Raw genomic sequence first — 15,195 nt, forward strand, 5'->3', positions numbered from 1 at the left:
CCTCGGGTTGGCGGTGCTCAGGTGCGGATCCACACGCCCTTGGTCTGGAGATAGGCGTCGATATGCTCGGCGCCGCCCTCCCGCCCATAGCCGCTCATCTTATAGCCGCCGAACGGGACCGACGGGTCCATCGCGAAATAATGGTTCACCCAGATGGAGCCGGCGCGGATGCGCTTGACCGCCGTCATGGCCTTGCCGATGTCGCGGGTCCAGACCCCGCCGGCGAGGCCGAAGCGGGTCGCGTTGGCACGGCCGATCACCTCGTCCAGGCTGTCGAAGGGCAGGATGCAGGAGACGGGTCCGAAAATCTCCTCCCGCGCGATCCGCATCTCGTCCGTCACATCGGCGAAGATGGTCGGGGCGACCCAATGGCCCTGGTCGAGCGCGCCGCCGGTGACGCGATGGCCGCCGGTGACGAGGCGAGCGCCCTCCTGCGGGCCAAGGTCGAGATAGGAGGAGACGCGGGCGAACTGCTTGGCGGATACCAGCGGGCCGATCACGGTTTCGGGATCGAGGCTGGGGCCGATCTTGAGATTGGCGGCGAAGGCAGCGATGCGCTGCACCATTTCCTCATAGACTGGCCGTTCGACGAACAGGCGGGTGCCGGCGGCGCAGACCTGGCCCGAATTGTTGAACACGCCCATGGCGGCGGCTGGTGTCGCGGCGTCGAGATCAGCGTCGGCAAAGATGATGTTGGGGGACTTGCCGCCCAGTTCCATCGTCACCTTCTTCACCGATCCGGCCGAAGCGGCGATGATCCGCTGGCCGGTCTCGCACGAGCCAGTGAAGGCGATCTTGTCGACGTCGGGATGGGCGGAAAGGGCCGCGCCGGTCTCGCCCGCGCCGGTGACGACATTGACCACGCCGGGCGGCACGCCGGCCTCCAGGCAGAGCTGCGCAAAGCGCAGCGGACTGAGCGAGGCATCCTCGGCCGGCTTCAGCACGATGGTGCAGCCGGTGGCGAGCACCGGGCCGATCTTCCACGCGGCGCTGAACAGCGGCCCGTTCCAGGGGATGATCGCGCCGACGACGCCGACCGGCTCCTTGAGCGTGTAGGACAGGAGATCGACCGGGAAGCTGTTGGACAGGGTCTCGCCATGGATGGCGGTAGCGGCGCCGGCGAAATGGCGCAACGATCGCTGCAACATGCCGCGCAGCCCCATGGCGGCGGTGATCGGCCGGCCCATCTCGATCACGTCGAGCAGGGCGAGATCCTGAAACTCGGCATCGACCAGATCGGCGAGACGCAGCAGCACCGCCTGGCGCTCGGCCGGCTTGAACCCGCTCCATGGCCCTTCGAAGGCGGCGCGCGCGGCGCGCACGGCGCGGTCGACATCCTCGGCGCCGGCCAGCGCCAGTTCGGCGACCAGTTCGCCGGTGGACGCGCTGAAGCTCTGGAAGCGCTTGCCCGACAGGGCGTCGACATGCTGGCCGTCGATCAGCAACTGCTTGGGCTTGCCGTCGATGAAGGCGGGGCGGCGGGTTTCGATCATCTTTATGTCCTTTCGGGAACAGCCGGTCAGACCGGATCGCCTTCATGGGCGCGGCGCATCGAGGCGCGGCCGAGGGCGAAGAGAAGGGCGGCCGGCAGCAGCACGCAGAAGACGCTGGTGATGAGCGAGAGGCCCACCTTCATCTCGTCGCCCCACAGCTTGTCGGTGACGAGGCCGATGAAGGCCGGGCCGCCGGCCATGGCGATGAGGCCCGATGCCAGCACATAGAGGGCCGAGACGCGGCCGCGCAGATAGGCCGGGGTGACGACCTGGACGGTGGCCGGCCCCATGCTGGCGGTCGAGAGGATCAGCGCCATGAAGCACCAGTAGCAGGCGACCGTGGCCCAGGGGCTGGCGACCAGGAAGGCGGCGATGCCGAAGGGGGCGGCGGCCAGCACGGTCATGAGGCACCAGAAGAGATGCGCGTCCTTGCGCCCCCGGCGATAGAGGCGATCGACGGTCCAGCCATGGAGCGGGATCAGCGCGGCGGCGGCGATCTGGGCGATGCCGATCACCGGGCCGATCTGCGCCGGCTGCCAGCCATGGACGCGGGCGAGATAGACTGGCGTCCAGAGCTGGAAGCCGATGGTGGCGGCATAGGCGAGGCCGAAGCCGACAAAGGCGGCGGTGTAGAGCGGCTTGTGCTGGCGGATATAGGCCCATGCCTCGCCATAGCCCGCGCCTGCGCTCACGGCCTTGCGCCGGGGCGGTTCGCGGAACAGGAAGACGAGGAAGGCGAGCAGGATGCCGGGCGCGCCGGTCATGATGAACACCTGCTGCCAGGGCTGGAGCGTGCCGAAGAGCGGCCATGTGGCAGGGCCGGCTTTCATCGCCGCGCCGACGATCGGACCGCCCAGCAGGAAGACGATGCCCGCGCCCATGACGCCGCCCATGATGAAGACCGACATGGCGAGCGAGACGCGGTGCGGCGGGAAGCTGTCGCCGACGACCGAATAGCTGCCGGTGCCAAAACCCGATTCGCCCGCGCCCACCCCGGCCCGCGCCATGGCAAGGCCGACGAAGCTGCCCGCGAGGCCGCAGGAAGCGGCGGCGATGCTCCAGACCGTCACCGACAGGTAGAGGACGATGCGGCGGCTGAAGCGGTCGAGCGCCATGCCGAGCGGAATGGCGCAGAGGCAGAAGAGGACGGCGAAGGCCGGCCCCTGGAGCAGGCTGATCTGGAGGTCGGAGAGACCCAGATCCTGTTTGATCGGGCCGACCATCAGCGCCATGATGTTCCGGTCGGTCAGCGACAATATATAGAGCAGGAACAGGATCGCAACCGTGAGCCAGCCCATGAAGGGGCTCGGATAGTCGGCGGAGGCCGGAGCAGGGGGCGGCGGCGCGGGGCTGTCGATCGGCGCTGAGGGTGACGGCGAAGCTGACAGGGACAAGGCAGGTTCGCTCATCGGCGGAACGCCCTGATTATCACCGATTCTCTGTTGCGCAGGCTCGACACCGACCTTCTCCATGCTGATCGCCGTGCCTGGTCCGCGGAGCGGCACGATCTGTTGCCGGCATAACGCACATTTTTGCACCATAGGTCAATATATGATGCGCCGCTTTTCGCGGCTTTATCCCCTGTCCCTAATAAGAAGGCCGGATTTCCGTTGCGGCAAGGCGGCAAATTCTTTTCGATCAAACATTTACCACTGGTGCAAAATTAGTTGACATCCACCGCTGGAGCGATAGAAATAAAAATGCACACCGGGATAATAATGACAGGTGTGGGCCAACGAGCCGACACATTGCGTCCAGGGAGAGGAAAGACCAATGTCCAAGCACAAGATTTTTGCGTCGTCGCTGGCGATCGGCGCCAGCATCGTCGCGATGACGGGCAGCGCGCTGGCGCAGGATGCGGCGGCGCCCGCACCGGCACCGGAGCAGGCCGCCGAGCAGGGTAGTGCCGCACCGGTCAGCACATCCGACATCGTCGTGACCGGCTCGCGCATCGTACGCGACGGCTATACCGCGCCGACGCCGGTGACGGTCGCGACCACCGAGGAATTGTCGCGCACGACGCCGTCGAGCATTCCGGACGCGCTCAACAAGCTGCCGCAATTCTCCAATTCGCTCAGCCCGTCCAAGTCGGCGTCGAACTTCTCGAACGCGCCGATCCACGGCAATGTGCTCAACCTGCGCGGCCTGGGCACGCCCAGCGCCAATCCCAAGGGGCCGCTGCGCACGTTGATCCTTTTCGACGGCATGCGCGTGTCGCCGACCGAATATATCGGCACGATCGACACCAATGTGCTGCCGCAGCTGCTGATGCAGCGGGTTGACGTGGTGACCGGCGGTGCCTCGGCCCAATGGGGGTCTGACGCGGTCGCGGGTGTCGTCAACTTCGTGCTCGACAAGAAATTCACCGGCATCAAGGGCGTCGCTCAGGCGGGCATTTCCGACGAGGGCGACAATGCCAGCCAGCGCCTCGGCCTGGCGGTTGGCCAGGATTTTGCCGGCGGGCGCGGGCATATCCTGCTGAGCGGCGAATATTCCAACAATGAAGGCATGCTGCGCAGCGATCGCGACTATGCGACCAAGGGCTATAGCTATGTCGGCAGCGTCGTGGGCTGCACCAAGCTGGCGAGCGAGCCGGCGTCGGTCTGTGCGCCGGGCGGCGCGCGCAACCCCTATACGATCGGGTCGAACATCCTGATTTCGGCGCTGGCGCCCAATGGCCGCATCACCGCCTCCAGCGTGGCGGGCAATCCCTATGTCGGGCAGGTCATCAACAATGACGGCACGACCCGGCCATTCAACACCGGCACGGCGGTCGGCACGACCGGCTTTCAGTCGGGTGGCGACGGTTACCAGATCCCGACCACCGGCGCGGCGGTCATCCCGCTGACCACCTATCAGGCGTTCGGTCGTCTGAGCTATGATCTGACCGACGATATCAACGCCTTCGTCCAGGGTAGCTGGTCACGCTCGGACCTGGAATATTCGACCCAGGTGAATGCGCTGGTCCCGGCGTCGCAGGGTGTCACCATCTACAAGGGCAATCCCTATCTGTCGTCCGCGCTGAATTCGGCGCTGACGTCGGCGACGGACAGCTACACGGTCGGCCAATATGATGCCGGCCAGCCGACCGCCATCGCCAAGGAACGGACCGATTACTGGATGGTCAATGCCGGCTTCACCGGCAAGCTGGGCGGGCTGGACTGGAGCGCCACCTACTCGCATGGCGACTCCAAGCACATCCTCGCCAATTCCGGCCTCTATGACAGCAAGAAGCTCTATGCGGCGGCCGACGCAGTGGTCGATCCGAGCACCGGCCAGATCACCTGCCGCGTGCTGCTCGATCCGACCTATGCCAGCCAATATGCGGGCTGCAAGCCGATCGACGTGCTGCATGGCGATCCGTCCAAGTCGACGCCCGAAGGCTATGCCTATGCCACCGGCACGTCGCGCTACCGCGCGAGCATCCGCCAGGACAGCTTTGCGGTGAACCTGAGTGGCAGCCTGTTCGACCTGCCGGCCGGGCCGGTCGACTTCGCGGTCGGCGCGGAATATCGCAAGCAGACGCTGAACCTCACCAGCAATGCCGATCCCTCGCTGCTCGACACGGCAGCCGAGCGCAGCGCCTATTTCGCCGGACTGCGCGGGGTGCCGGCCACCACCAACTTCTACTGGCTGACCAATGTCGGCACGGCGCATGGCAGCCTGAACGTCAAGGAAGCCTATGCCGAACTGGCGGTCCCGATCCTGAAGGACAAGCCCTTCTTCCGGGAACTGAGCATCAACGGCGCGGGCCGCATCACCGACTATTCGACGTCGGGTACGGTCGAGACCTGGAAGGTCGGCGCGACCTGGAAGCCGGTCGATGACCTGCTGCTGCGTGCCACCCTGTCGCGCGACATCCGTGCGCCCAACCTGTTCGAACTTTATTCGGGGGCGCAGAGTGGCATCGGCATCGTCAATGATCTGCAGACGGCCGATGGCAGCTATGGCAGCGGCCTCAACCAGAATGTGAACACGGTCACCAGCGGCAACGCCAATCTGAAGCCGGAAAAAGCCAAGACGCTGACGATCGGTGGCGTGCTGACGCCGTCCTTCTTCCCCGGCTTCTCGCTGTCGGTCGACTATTACAAGATCAAGGTCACGGGCCTGATCGACACGCTTTCGTCGCAGCAGATTATCACCAACTGCTATAATGCGGGCGGATCGGGCGTGGCCGAATGCGGCCTGATCGATCGGGCGACGCCGACCAGCCTGCCCTCGCTGGTGCATATCGTGCCGGCCAACATCGCCTTTCTGAAGACCGCCGGCATCGATTTCGACGCCAGCTATCGCACCGCGATGGGCGACGGGGCGCTCAGCCTGCGGCTCTACATGAACTATCTCGACAAGTTCGATGCCCAGCAATATGCGGGCGCGCCGATCGCCCATTATGCGGGCGTCAGCGTGGTCGGCAGCAACCCGGCCGGCTTCCCGCGCTGGCGCGGCAATTTCTCGATCGACTACAGCAACGGGCCGTTCGGCATCACCCTGTCCGAACAATATATTCACAAGATGCGGCTGGATATTCCCGGTGGGCCGGTGCCGATCGAGTTCGTCGACGATAAGGTGAAGGCGGTCTGGTATACCGACCTGGCCATGCGCTTCACCGTGCCCCAGGGGAATGGCAATTTCGAGCTGTTCGCCAACGTCAACAACCTGTTCGACAAGCAGCCGCCGATCATTCCGGGCACCGTGCCGGGGGTGAACCTGCCCACCAATATCGCGGTCTACGACTTCATCGGCCGTGCCTTCACGGCGGGCGTCCGCTTCAAATTCTGATAATCGGCAAAGAGCCATTCGGAGCAAGCCGCTGGAGGCCGGATCATCCGGTTTTCAGCGGCTTTTTTCGTGGCGATGGGGTGGCCCAGACGACTTGGAGATGCCGGCGCCAAACAGCCGCAAAAGCGCCCAATGGCGGATTTGCGGTCGTCCCCGTTCACTGTCCTTTTCGGGTCGTTTGACGCTTGGGTTGAGCGGGAGGTGCTGCCTGGCATTGAGAGCGGGGCGCTGGACCGGCGCGATATGGTGGCGGTCGTCGCTGCCCTCCGTCGCTGGGAGCATGACGGGACATGGAGCGCGAGCAACGGTGCGCTAGACAGGTGACTGCACTCCCTTACCGTGCTCAAGAGCAACGATAGGAAAGAGAATCAGTGCGCGGGGACATCGATAATACTCAGCCGGTCTGTCTTGATGGTGCATCGTCAGCCAAGGCCCGCGTAATATACTCGCTACGGCGGGTGCCCGAGCAAAAGCTGCAATTTGGCACAGTCCAAGTCGACTATGGCACTGTGGCGGTTTGGCGACCGTTCGACCCTGACGATACCGGATATGAAGCGGCGTGGAGGTCTATCCCTTGGCGGAATGTTTATCGCATTCACGTTCCTCGGCATCCTATCCCAGACCGACCGAAGTATGTCGAATATGCGATCGAGGAAATGGCATTGGGCGATGTGCGTGCAAAGCTACCGGTCGCTATGCTTGAGTTGAGCTACCATCTCAAAGAGCATCTTAAAACGCTCTGATCCGAGAAAACCGACGCGTCAGCGCCCTGCACCTAGCCGGTGTGGGGCGCTGCTATGATGGGCGTTTGGGCGTGCTAGCGGAGCCTGCTGCGCGGCTAGCATAGTGCTAGCATGGAAATGCTAGCAGCGTTCGGAAGCTGGCCCCATGTGGGGTAAGTTGCTGTATTTTCTAGGAAAGTTTGGTGGACGCACTTGGGCTCGAACCAAGGACCCGCTGATTAAGAGTCAGCTGCTCTACCAACTGAGCTATGCGTCCACACTGGCCTATAAGCGATCCGCTGGGGGATCGAACCTGCATCAGGCCGATGCAGGATTTGGTGGACGCACTTGGGCTCGAACCAAGGACCCGCTGATTAAGAGTCAGCTGCTCTACCAACTGAGCTATGCGTCCATTCCGTTGCCGGTCAGTCTTGGTGGCTGATCGCTTCGGTGTGGGCGGGCTGTTAGCAGGCACATTTGATTCTGCAAACAGTAAATTGCGTTATCGCACAATTTTTTCGCGAGAGGCCCGCTCAGGCCCAGTTGCCGATGCGCGTGGTGCGCTTGGTCGAGCGGTCGATCGACATGATGATGCCCACGCACAACATGACGGTCAGCATCGATGAACCACCATAGGACATGAAGGGCAGGGGGATGCCGACCACGGGCGCAAGGCCCATGACCATCATCAGGTTGATCGCCATGTAGAAGAAGATGGTGGTGGTGAGGCCCGCTGCGACCAGGCGCGCGAACTTGTCGGGCGTGCGCAGCGACACGCGGATGCCCCAGCGGAACAGCAGCATGAAGGCGCCGATCAGGAACACGCCGCCGGCCATGCCCCATTCCTCCGCCATGGTGGCGAAGACGAAGTCGGTATGGCCTTCGGGCAGATATTGGAGATGGCTTTGCGTGCCCTGGAGGAAGCCCTTGCCCCAGATGCCGCCGGAGCCGATCGCGATCTTCGACTGGCTGATATGATAGCCCGCGCCCAGCGGATCGCTTTCCGGGTCCATGAAGATCAGGACGCGTTTCTTCTGATAGTCATGCAGGAAGCTGAAGGCGATCGGGATGATCGCGGCGACGGTGAGGCCGGAGCCGATGAACAGGCGCAGCGGCAGGCCGGCCAGAAACATGACGGTGATGCCGCCCGCCAGGATCATCGTCGCAGTGCCCAGATCCGGCTGTACCAGCACCAGCGCCCAGGGAACGCCGATCAGTACCAGCGCGGGCCAGATGGCGTTCCAGCGGCGGATTTCCCCCACTGGCAGCATCGCATAGAAGCGGGCGACCGCCAGCACGATGATCGGCTTCATGAATTCCGACGGTTGCAGCTGCATGAAGCCCAGGTTGATCCAGCGCTGGCTGCCACCGGCAACGCCACCGATCAGTTCCACCAGCACCAGCGACACCAGCACCGCGCCATAGGCGGGGAAGGCAAAGCGGGCGAACAGTTCCAGCGGTATGCGGCTCAGCACCAGCGCCATGACGGCGAAGATGACGAAGCGCACCCCCTGGTTGATTGCCCAGGGGGTGATGCTGCCGCCCGCGGCGCTGTAGAGCACCAGCGTGCCGAACAGGGCGATGGCGGCAAGCAGACCCAGCACGCGCCAGGGAAATTCGGTGACGGACTGGGGTATGATGCTCATTACGGGTTTCCAGGGCCTGGGGGCGCGGGCAGGTCGTCGCCATCATCGGCGTCCGCCGGGCGCGTCGCTGGTGGTGGCGGGCTGGCGGCGGGCGTGCTGGCGGTTGGCGCGGTCGCATTTGCGGCCTCGCTGCCATTGGCGGCGGCGGCCGGTGGCGGCGCCTGGCCCTTCTCGATCGCCTTGGCCAGGCGGAAGGCGGCCATCTGCCGGGCCTGACGTTCGGCCGGGGTGCCGCCCCAGCCCTTTTCCAGCGTGACCAGCTTCTCCATCGCCTTCTGCGGATCGAACAGATAGGACATGGTATCGCTGGCGATCATCGGCGCATCTTCGTTGCGGATGGTGTGGCCGCCATGTTCGATGATGCAGGCGATGGCATAACGGGGATTGTCGAACGGTGCGAAGCCCTGGAACAGGGCATGGTCGCGCAGCTTGAAGGGCAGGCCGGCATTGCCACGCACGCCGCCGGCGCGCTCCGCCATGGTGATGCGACGCACCTGCGCGGTGCCGGTCTTGCCGGCGATCAGCACATCGGGAATGCTCATGCGCGCCGCGCCGCCGGTGCCGCCGCCATTGACCACCGCGCTCATCGCGTCGCGGATCGTCACCAGATGCTCCTCGGGCACGCCGACCAGTGCCGGCTCTGGCCGGGCCGCGCCATGCAGGAAATTGGGCATCAATTGCCGTCCGGTCGCCAGCCGCGCTGCCATCACCGCCATCTGTAGCGGGTTGATGAGCATATAGCCCTGGCCAATGGTCGCGTTGACGGTGTCATATACCTGCCATTTCTGGTTATATTTCTTGAGCTTCCACGCCGGGTCTGGGACCGTGCCATAGCTCTGACTGGGGAAGGGCAGGTCAAAGCGCTGGCCCATGCCGACGCGCCGGGCCATGCTGGCGATGCGGTCCATGCCGATCCGCTGGGCCATCTGGTAGAAATAGATGTCGCAGCTCTGGGCGATTGCGCCGCGCATGTTGAGCGGACCGTGGCCGCGCTTCTTGTGGCAGTGGAACAATGTGTTGCCGACGCGGATCGCGCCGCCGCAACTGACCGTCTCGGCCGGCGATACGCCCGCCTCCAGCAATGCCAGTGCCACCATCGGCTTGACCGTCGATCCGGGCGGATAGAGGCCCTGCAGCACCTTGTTGCGCAGCGGGACATGGTCGTCCTTCGACAGCATTTCCCATTCCAGATGGCTGATGCCGTCGGAAAAGCTGTTGGGGTCGAAGCTGGGCATGGATGCGCAGGCCAGCACGTCGCCATTATGGCAGTCGATCACCACCACCGCGCCGCTCTGGGTGGCGAGGCGCCGGCCGGCATATTCCTGCAGGCCCGCGTCGATCGTCAGCTTGATCGGATTGCCGGGCGTGTCGGGCCGAGTGGTGAGTTCCCGCACGATCTTGCCGCGCGCGGTGACTTCCACCCGCTTGGCGCCGGGCTTGCCGGTCAGATGCTCGTCATAGGCGCGCTCCAGCCCGTCCTTGCCGACCTTGAAGCCCGGCGTGATGAGCAGCGGATCCTTGCGCTTCTTATAGTCTTCCGCCGTGGCCGCGCCGACATAGCCGAGCAGATGGCCGACCGTGGCGCCAGCGGGATAATGGCGGGAAAAGCCCTGGCTCGGCGCGACGCCGGGCAGGTCGGTCAGGCGGACGGAGACGGCGGCGAACTGGTCATAGGTCAGCTTGTCGGCGACCTGAACCGGGCGGAAGCCGGCCGACTTGTCCAGTTCCTCCCTGATCCGATCGACATCGTCGGGCTGGAGCGAGAGGAGTTGCGCCAGATGGCCCACCGTCGCCTCGGCATCGACGATCCGCTGCGGGATCAGGTCGACGCGGAAATCGGTGCGGTTATTGGCCAGCGGACGGCCGTTGCGATCGACAATCCAGCCGCGCCGGGGCGGGATCAGTGTCAGGTTGACGCGATTGCTTTCCGACAGGAGCTGATATTTCTCGTTCTCGGCAATGCTGATCCAGCCCATGCGGCCGACCAGCAATGCGCCGATTGCGCCCTGCAGCCCGCCGACCACCATGGCCCGGCGGCTGAAGGTGAAACTCTGGGTGGCTTCGGTGACGATCTTGCGCTTGGGCGTCGGGAATTTCATGCCATCACGCGCCAGCGGTCGATCCGGGCGCATTGCCGGACGACGAAGGGAAAGAGCAATATCGTCCAGAGCATTTGGGGCGCGACCAGCAACAGTTTCACAGGACCTCCGCCGGTAATTCGCGCGAAGAAGACGCCGCCGGCCAGGCAGAAGATAATCGCCATGGTCGCGATTAACCAGTCCTGACGATAGCTGCGCCAGACGAGCCGATGCTCGATCGCGTCGATGCCGATCAGCATCACGGTCCACAGGAACATGGCCGAGCCGATCGGCTGGCCGCTCATCATGTCGTCGAACAGGCCAAGCGGCAGGCCGACCCAGGCGCGCCACAATTCCGGGCGCAGCAACCGCCAGGCCAGCAGGACCAGCAGGCCGAAGGGCGGCATCGCCGGCGACTGGGCGATGACGGGCAGGATCGTCAGCATCGACCCCAGCATCACGGTCACCACCGGCGTTCCCGCCAGGCGCCAGCGCGACGGATGGCGGCCCAGGCGGGGAACCGGCGGCAGATTGCGATCGATCATGGCGTCGCGGCGTTCCCGGCGGCCAGGCCATTGGGGTCGCTGGTCGCGGCCACGCCCGGATCGGGGCGGGTCACGATCTGCTCGAAGGCGCGCTCCACCACCACGGCATCGACCTTGGTCGGGTTGGCGAGCGGCACGCCATAGGCGATCTCGCCCTGGACGCGGACGACCACGGCGACCGGGATATTGGGCTGGAAGATGCCGCCAATGCCCGACGTCACCAGCAGGTCACCCGGCTTGAACGGATTGCGACCGGCCGCGAGCGCACGGATCTCCAGCGATCCGTCGCCGCCGCCGGTGGAAATGGCCGGGACATTGTCGTTGGCGCGGCGCACCGGCACGATATTGCTCGTGTCGGTTAGCAGCAGCACTTCGGCGGTGTTGGGCGTGGTGGTATGGACGCGGCCGATCAGCCCCTCGGCCGCGCGGACCGGCATGCCCGGACGCACGCCCTGCCAGCTGCCGGCGTTAAGCCGGGCGAAGCGACGCGCGCTGCTGGCGGACGAACTGATGAGGCGCGCCGACAGCAGCGCGCTGCTGTCGACATCGACCAGCTTCAACAGCTTCTTGAGCCGCGCATTTTCCTGCGCGATGCCCTTCGCCTCGATGATCCGGTTGCGATCGGCCTCGACCTGACGGCGCAGCCCGACATTCTGGGAACCGGCGCGCCAATAGGCGGCCAGAACCTCGTCGATCGAGCTGACGCCGCTCACCGTCCGCTTCATGCCGGTGGACAGGGGGCGGGTGATTTCCGCCGTCCCTGTCCGGATCGCAGCAAAGCCGGTCGGATCGAAGATGGCGACAACGATCAGCAGCAGCGCGATCGCTGCCCCGGCCATTGCCACCACATAGCTGGCGAAGAGGCTATATTGCGCCTTCCGGTTATGACCGGGGCGTCGGCTGGGTGGCCGCGCCATCGTCTATGTCCCCCGGATCAGGCAGTCTGCAACACGCCCCGGAAGATCGGATCCTCCATCGCGCGGCCGGTGCCGATCGCGACGCAGGTCAGCGGATCTTCCGCGATGGTGACCGGCAGGCCGGTCTCGTCGCGCAGTTCATCGTCCAGCCCCTTGAGCAGCGCGCCGCCGCCGGTCAGGACGATGCCCTGATCGACAATGTCGGCCGCCAGTTCGGGCGCGGTGTTTTCCAGGGCGATGCGCACGCCTTCGACGATCGTGCTGATCGGCTCGGCCAGTGCGTCGGCGATCTGGCCCTGGTTGATGCTGATTTCCTTGGGCACGCCGTTGACGAGGTCGCGACCCTTGATGTGGATCGTCTCGCCGACGCCGTCCTCGGGCGGCTGGGCGACGCCGAACTGCTTCTTGATGCGCTCGGCAGTGGCTTCGCCGATCAGCAGGTTATGGTGGCGACGCACGAAGCTGACGATCGCCTCGTCCATCTTGTCGCCGCCGACGCGGACCGAGGTGGTGTAGGCCAGGCCGCGCAGCGACAGCACGGCGACCTCGGTGGTGCCACCGCCGATGTCGACGACCATCGAACCGATCGGCTCGGTCACCGGCATGTCGGCACCGATCGCGGCCGCCATCGGTTCCTCGATCAGGAACACCTGGCTGGCGCCGGCATTGCTGGCGGCGTCGCGGATGGCGCGGCGCTCGACGCTGGTCGAACCCGACGGCACGCAGATCACGATTTCGGGCGCGCGCCAGGGGCTGTGCTTGCCGCCATGCACCTTATTGATGAAATGCTTGATCATCTGCTCGGCCACGTCGATGTCGGCGATGACGCCGTCGCGCAGCGGGCGGATCGCCTCGATCGAATCCGGGGTCTTGCCCATCATCAGCTTGGCATCGTCGCCGACCGCCTTGACGCGCTTGACGCCGTTCAGCGTCTCGACCGCGACCACGGAAGGTTCATTGAGGACGATGCCGCGGCCACGGACATAGACCACGGTGTTGGCGGTACCCAGGTCGATGGCCATGTCCTGGGAGGAAAATTTGAAGAGGCGCGAGAAGATCGACATGCTTCATCCTGTTTCGCCCGGTTGCGCCGGGACGGCAGTGTTCGTGTCCGCGCTCCGTCCCGCCCAAATCTATGCTGGAATATTTTTGGGGTCGCGGCTCGCGGAAAGCGCTCGCTTGGGCTAGTCACTAATCAATGTCAATACGCCGTCTGCCCGAACATCTGGTCAATCGCATTGCCGCAGGCGAAGTGGTCGAAAGACCCGCCAGCGCGCTCAAGGAAATCGTCGAAAACGCGCTGGATGCCGGCGCGACGCGCATCGCCGTGCGCCTGTCGAGCGGCGGGCTCGACCGGATCGAGGTCAGCGATGACGGCTGTGGCATGGATTCGCAGGACATGGCCCTGGCGCTGGAGCGCCATGCCACCTCAAAGATGCCCGACGACGCGATCGAGAATGTCGCGACGCTCGGTTTTCGGGGCGAGGCGCTGCCCTCGATCGCGTCGGTTGCGCGCCTGTCGATCGACAGCCGGCCGCGTGGCGCCGACGGCTGGAACCGCACCGTCGACAATGGCGTGCTGGTGGCCGAAGGGCCCGCCGCGCTGCCGCCCGGCACGCGCGTCACCGTCGACCAGCTCTTCGCCAGGGTGCCCGCGCGGCGCAAATTCCTGCGCTCGGCCAAGTCGGAATATGCCGCCTGCCTCGACGTCATGCGCCGCCTTGCCATGGCCCATCCGTCGGTCGCCTTCTCGGTCGAGCATGATGGCCGCCGCGTGCTGGGCGTGCAGGCGGGCGAGGCAAGGGAAGAGCGGGTCGCCGCGCTCACCGACCGGCAGCTGGCTGACAATCATGTGATCGTCAGCCTGGAGCGGGACGGGGTGCAACTTTCCGGCGTCGCCTCGCTGCCGACCTACAATCGGGGCGTTGGCGATCATCAATATCTGTTCGTCAATGGCCGCCCGGTCCGTGATCGGCTGCTGATCGGCGCGCTGCGCGGCGCCTATGCCGACATGCTGGCGCGCGATCGCCATCCGGTGGTCGCCCTGTTCCTCGACGTCCCGCCGCTGGAGGTGGACGTCAATGTCCACCCCGCCAAGACCGAGGTGCGTTTCCGCGACCCGGCGCTGATTCGCGGCATGATCGTCTCAGGCCTGCGCCGCGCGCTTGATGCCGAGGGCTTTCGCGCCGTGCAGCATGCCGATCCCGCCGCGCTCAACGCCTGGCGGCCCGAACCGCTGTCGCCCACGCCGATCGGTGCCATGCCGATCTTCGAGGCGGCGGCCACGCCCTATGCGCCGCCCAGCTACAGCCAGTTCGCGCCATCCTCGCCCGCCAGCTATCAGGGGGTAGGGGATCGACGGCCGAATTTCCTGACCCCGCCGCCCCAGGCGCGCGCGGAGCCCGCCGCCGCGCCCGCACCCGAAGGGCACAGCTTCCCGCTGGGCGTCGCGCGCGGCCAGGTAGCCCGCACCTATATCGTCGCCGAGGCTGAGGATGGGTTGGTCATCGTCGATCAGCATGCCGCGCATGAGCGGTTGACGCTGGAACGGATGCGCCGGGCGATGGAGGGGCAGGGCGTCGCATCGCAGGCGCTGCTGCTGCCTGAGGTGGTCGAACTGGACGAGCCGGCCTGCGATCGGCTGGAGGCGCGGGTCGCCGAACTCAAGGAGTTCGGCCTGGAGCTGGAGCGCTTCGGTCCCTCCGCCATGCTGGTGCGCGCGACCCCGGCGATGCTGGGGCAGGGCGATGTGCAGGGGCTGGTCTCCGACCTGGCCGACGATCTTGCCGCCTATGACAGCGCGCTGTCGCTCAAGGAGCGGCTCGATCTGGTCGCCGCGACCATGGCCTGCCACGGCTCGGTCCGCGCCGGCCGTATCCTCAGCGTCGCGGAAATGAACGCCCTGCTGCGCGAAATGGAGGTGACCCCGCGATCTGGCCAATGCAACCATGGCCGGCCCACCTGGGTGAAGCTCGGCCATGGCGATATCGAGAAACTGTTCGGGCGAAAGTGAGG

General features: G+C 65.4%; 9 protein-coding genes and 2 tRNA genes. 2 read left to right on the plus strand and 9 right to left on the minus strand.

From position 1 onward, the window contains the following. Positions 1-17 precede the first annotated feature (17 nt). Complete coding sequence (locus VHN57_RS06325; protein WP_423283168.1) at positions 18-1,493, minus strand: aldehyde dehydrogenase family protein; 1,476 nt, start codon at positions 1,491-1,493, stop codon at positions 18-20. A gap of 26 nt (positions 1,494-1,519) precedes the next feature. Next, positions 1,520-2,902, minus strand: a complete 1,383-nt coding sequence (locus VHN57_RS06330; protein ID WP_423283170.1) for an MFS transporter — start codon at positions 2,900-2,902, stop codon at positions 1,520-1,522. Positions 2,903-3,266: 364 nt separating this feature from the next. Here VHN57_RS06330 and VHN57_RS06335 point away from each other — a divergent pair, with 364 nt between their 5' ends. Continuing rightward, positions 3,267-6,272, plus strand: a complete 3,006-nt coding sequence (locus tag VHN57_RS06335; protein WP_278985525.1) for a TonB-dependent receptor domain-containing protein — start codon at positions 3,267-3,269, stop codon at positions 6,270-6,272. A 923-nt stretch (positions 6,273-7,195) separates the two neighbouring features. On the opposite strand, the gene VHN57_RS06340 is transcribed toward VHN57_RS06335, so the two are convergent. The 7 genes from VHN57_RS06340 to VHN57_RS06370 form a co-directional block, all read right to left on the minus strand. Next, positions 7,196-7,271, minus strand: a tRNA-Lys gene (locus VHN57_RS06340). A gap of 59 nt (positions 7,272-7,330) precedes the next feature. Continuing rightward, a tRNA-Lys gene (locus VHN57_RS06345) sits at positions 7,331-7,406 on the minus strand. A 121-nt stretch (positions 7,407-7,527) separates the two neighbouring features. Beyond that, a complete protein-coding gene (gene rodA, locus VHN57_RS06350) occupies positions 7,528-8,640 on the minus strand; it encodes a rod shape-determining protein RodA (RefSeq protein ID WP_017499258.1) in 1,113 nt (370 codons plus the stop codon). Continuing rightward, positions 8,640-10,739, minus strand: coding sequence for a penicillin-binding protein 2 (gene mrdA / locus VHN57_RS06355; protein ID WP_278985524.1), 2,100 nt, complete (start codon positions 10,737-10,739; stop codon positions 8,640-8,642). The genes rodA and mrdA overlap by 1 nt, the downstream gene beginning before the upstream one ends. After that, positions 10,736-11,263 (minus strand): rod shape-determining protein MreD, encoded by a 528-nt coding sequence (mreD, locus tag VHN57_RS06360; RefSeq protein ID WP_017499256.1) that lies wholly within the window; start codon positions 11,261-11,263, stop codon positions 10,736-10,738. Before mreD ends, mrdA begins: the two co-directional genes overlap by 4 nt. Beyond that, on the minus strand, positions 11,260-12,180 hold the full coding sequence (mreC, locus tag VHN57_RS06365) for a rod shape-determining protein MreC (protein WP_004212358.1): 921 nt from the start codon (positions 12,178-12,180) through the stop codon (positions 11,260-11,262). The genes mreD and mreC overlap by 4 nt, the downstream gene beginning before the upstream one ends. A 17-nt stretch (positions 12,181-12,197) precedes the next feature. Next, entirely contained in the window at positions 12,198-13,244 is a 1,047-nt protein-coding gene (locus tag VHN57_RS06370) for a rod shape-determining protein (RefSeq protein WP_004212359.1), read from the minus strand. A gap of 134 nt (positions 13,245-13,378) precedes the next feature. On the opposite strand from VHN57_RS06370, the gene mutL reads away from it, so the two are divergent. Next, positions 13,379-15,193 (plus strand): DNA mismatch repair endonuclease MutL, encoded by a 1,815-nt coding sequence (mutL, locus tag VHN57_RS06375; protein WP_048936592.1) that lies wholly within the window; start codon positions 13,379-13,381, stop codon positions 15,191-15,193. Positions 15,194-15,195 lie beyond the last annotated feature (2 nt).

It is taken from the genome of Sphingobium salicis subsp. salicis (assembly GCF_049472635.1).
GTDB lineage: Bacteria > Pseudomonadota > Alphaproteobacteria > Sphingomonadales > Sphingomonadaceae > Sphingobium > Sphingobium yanoikuyae_A.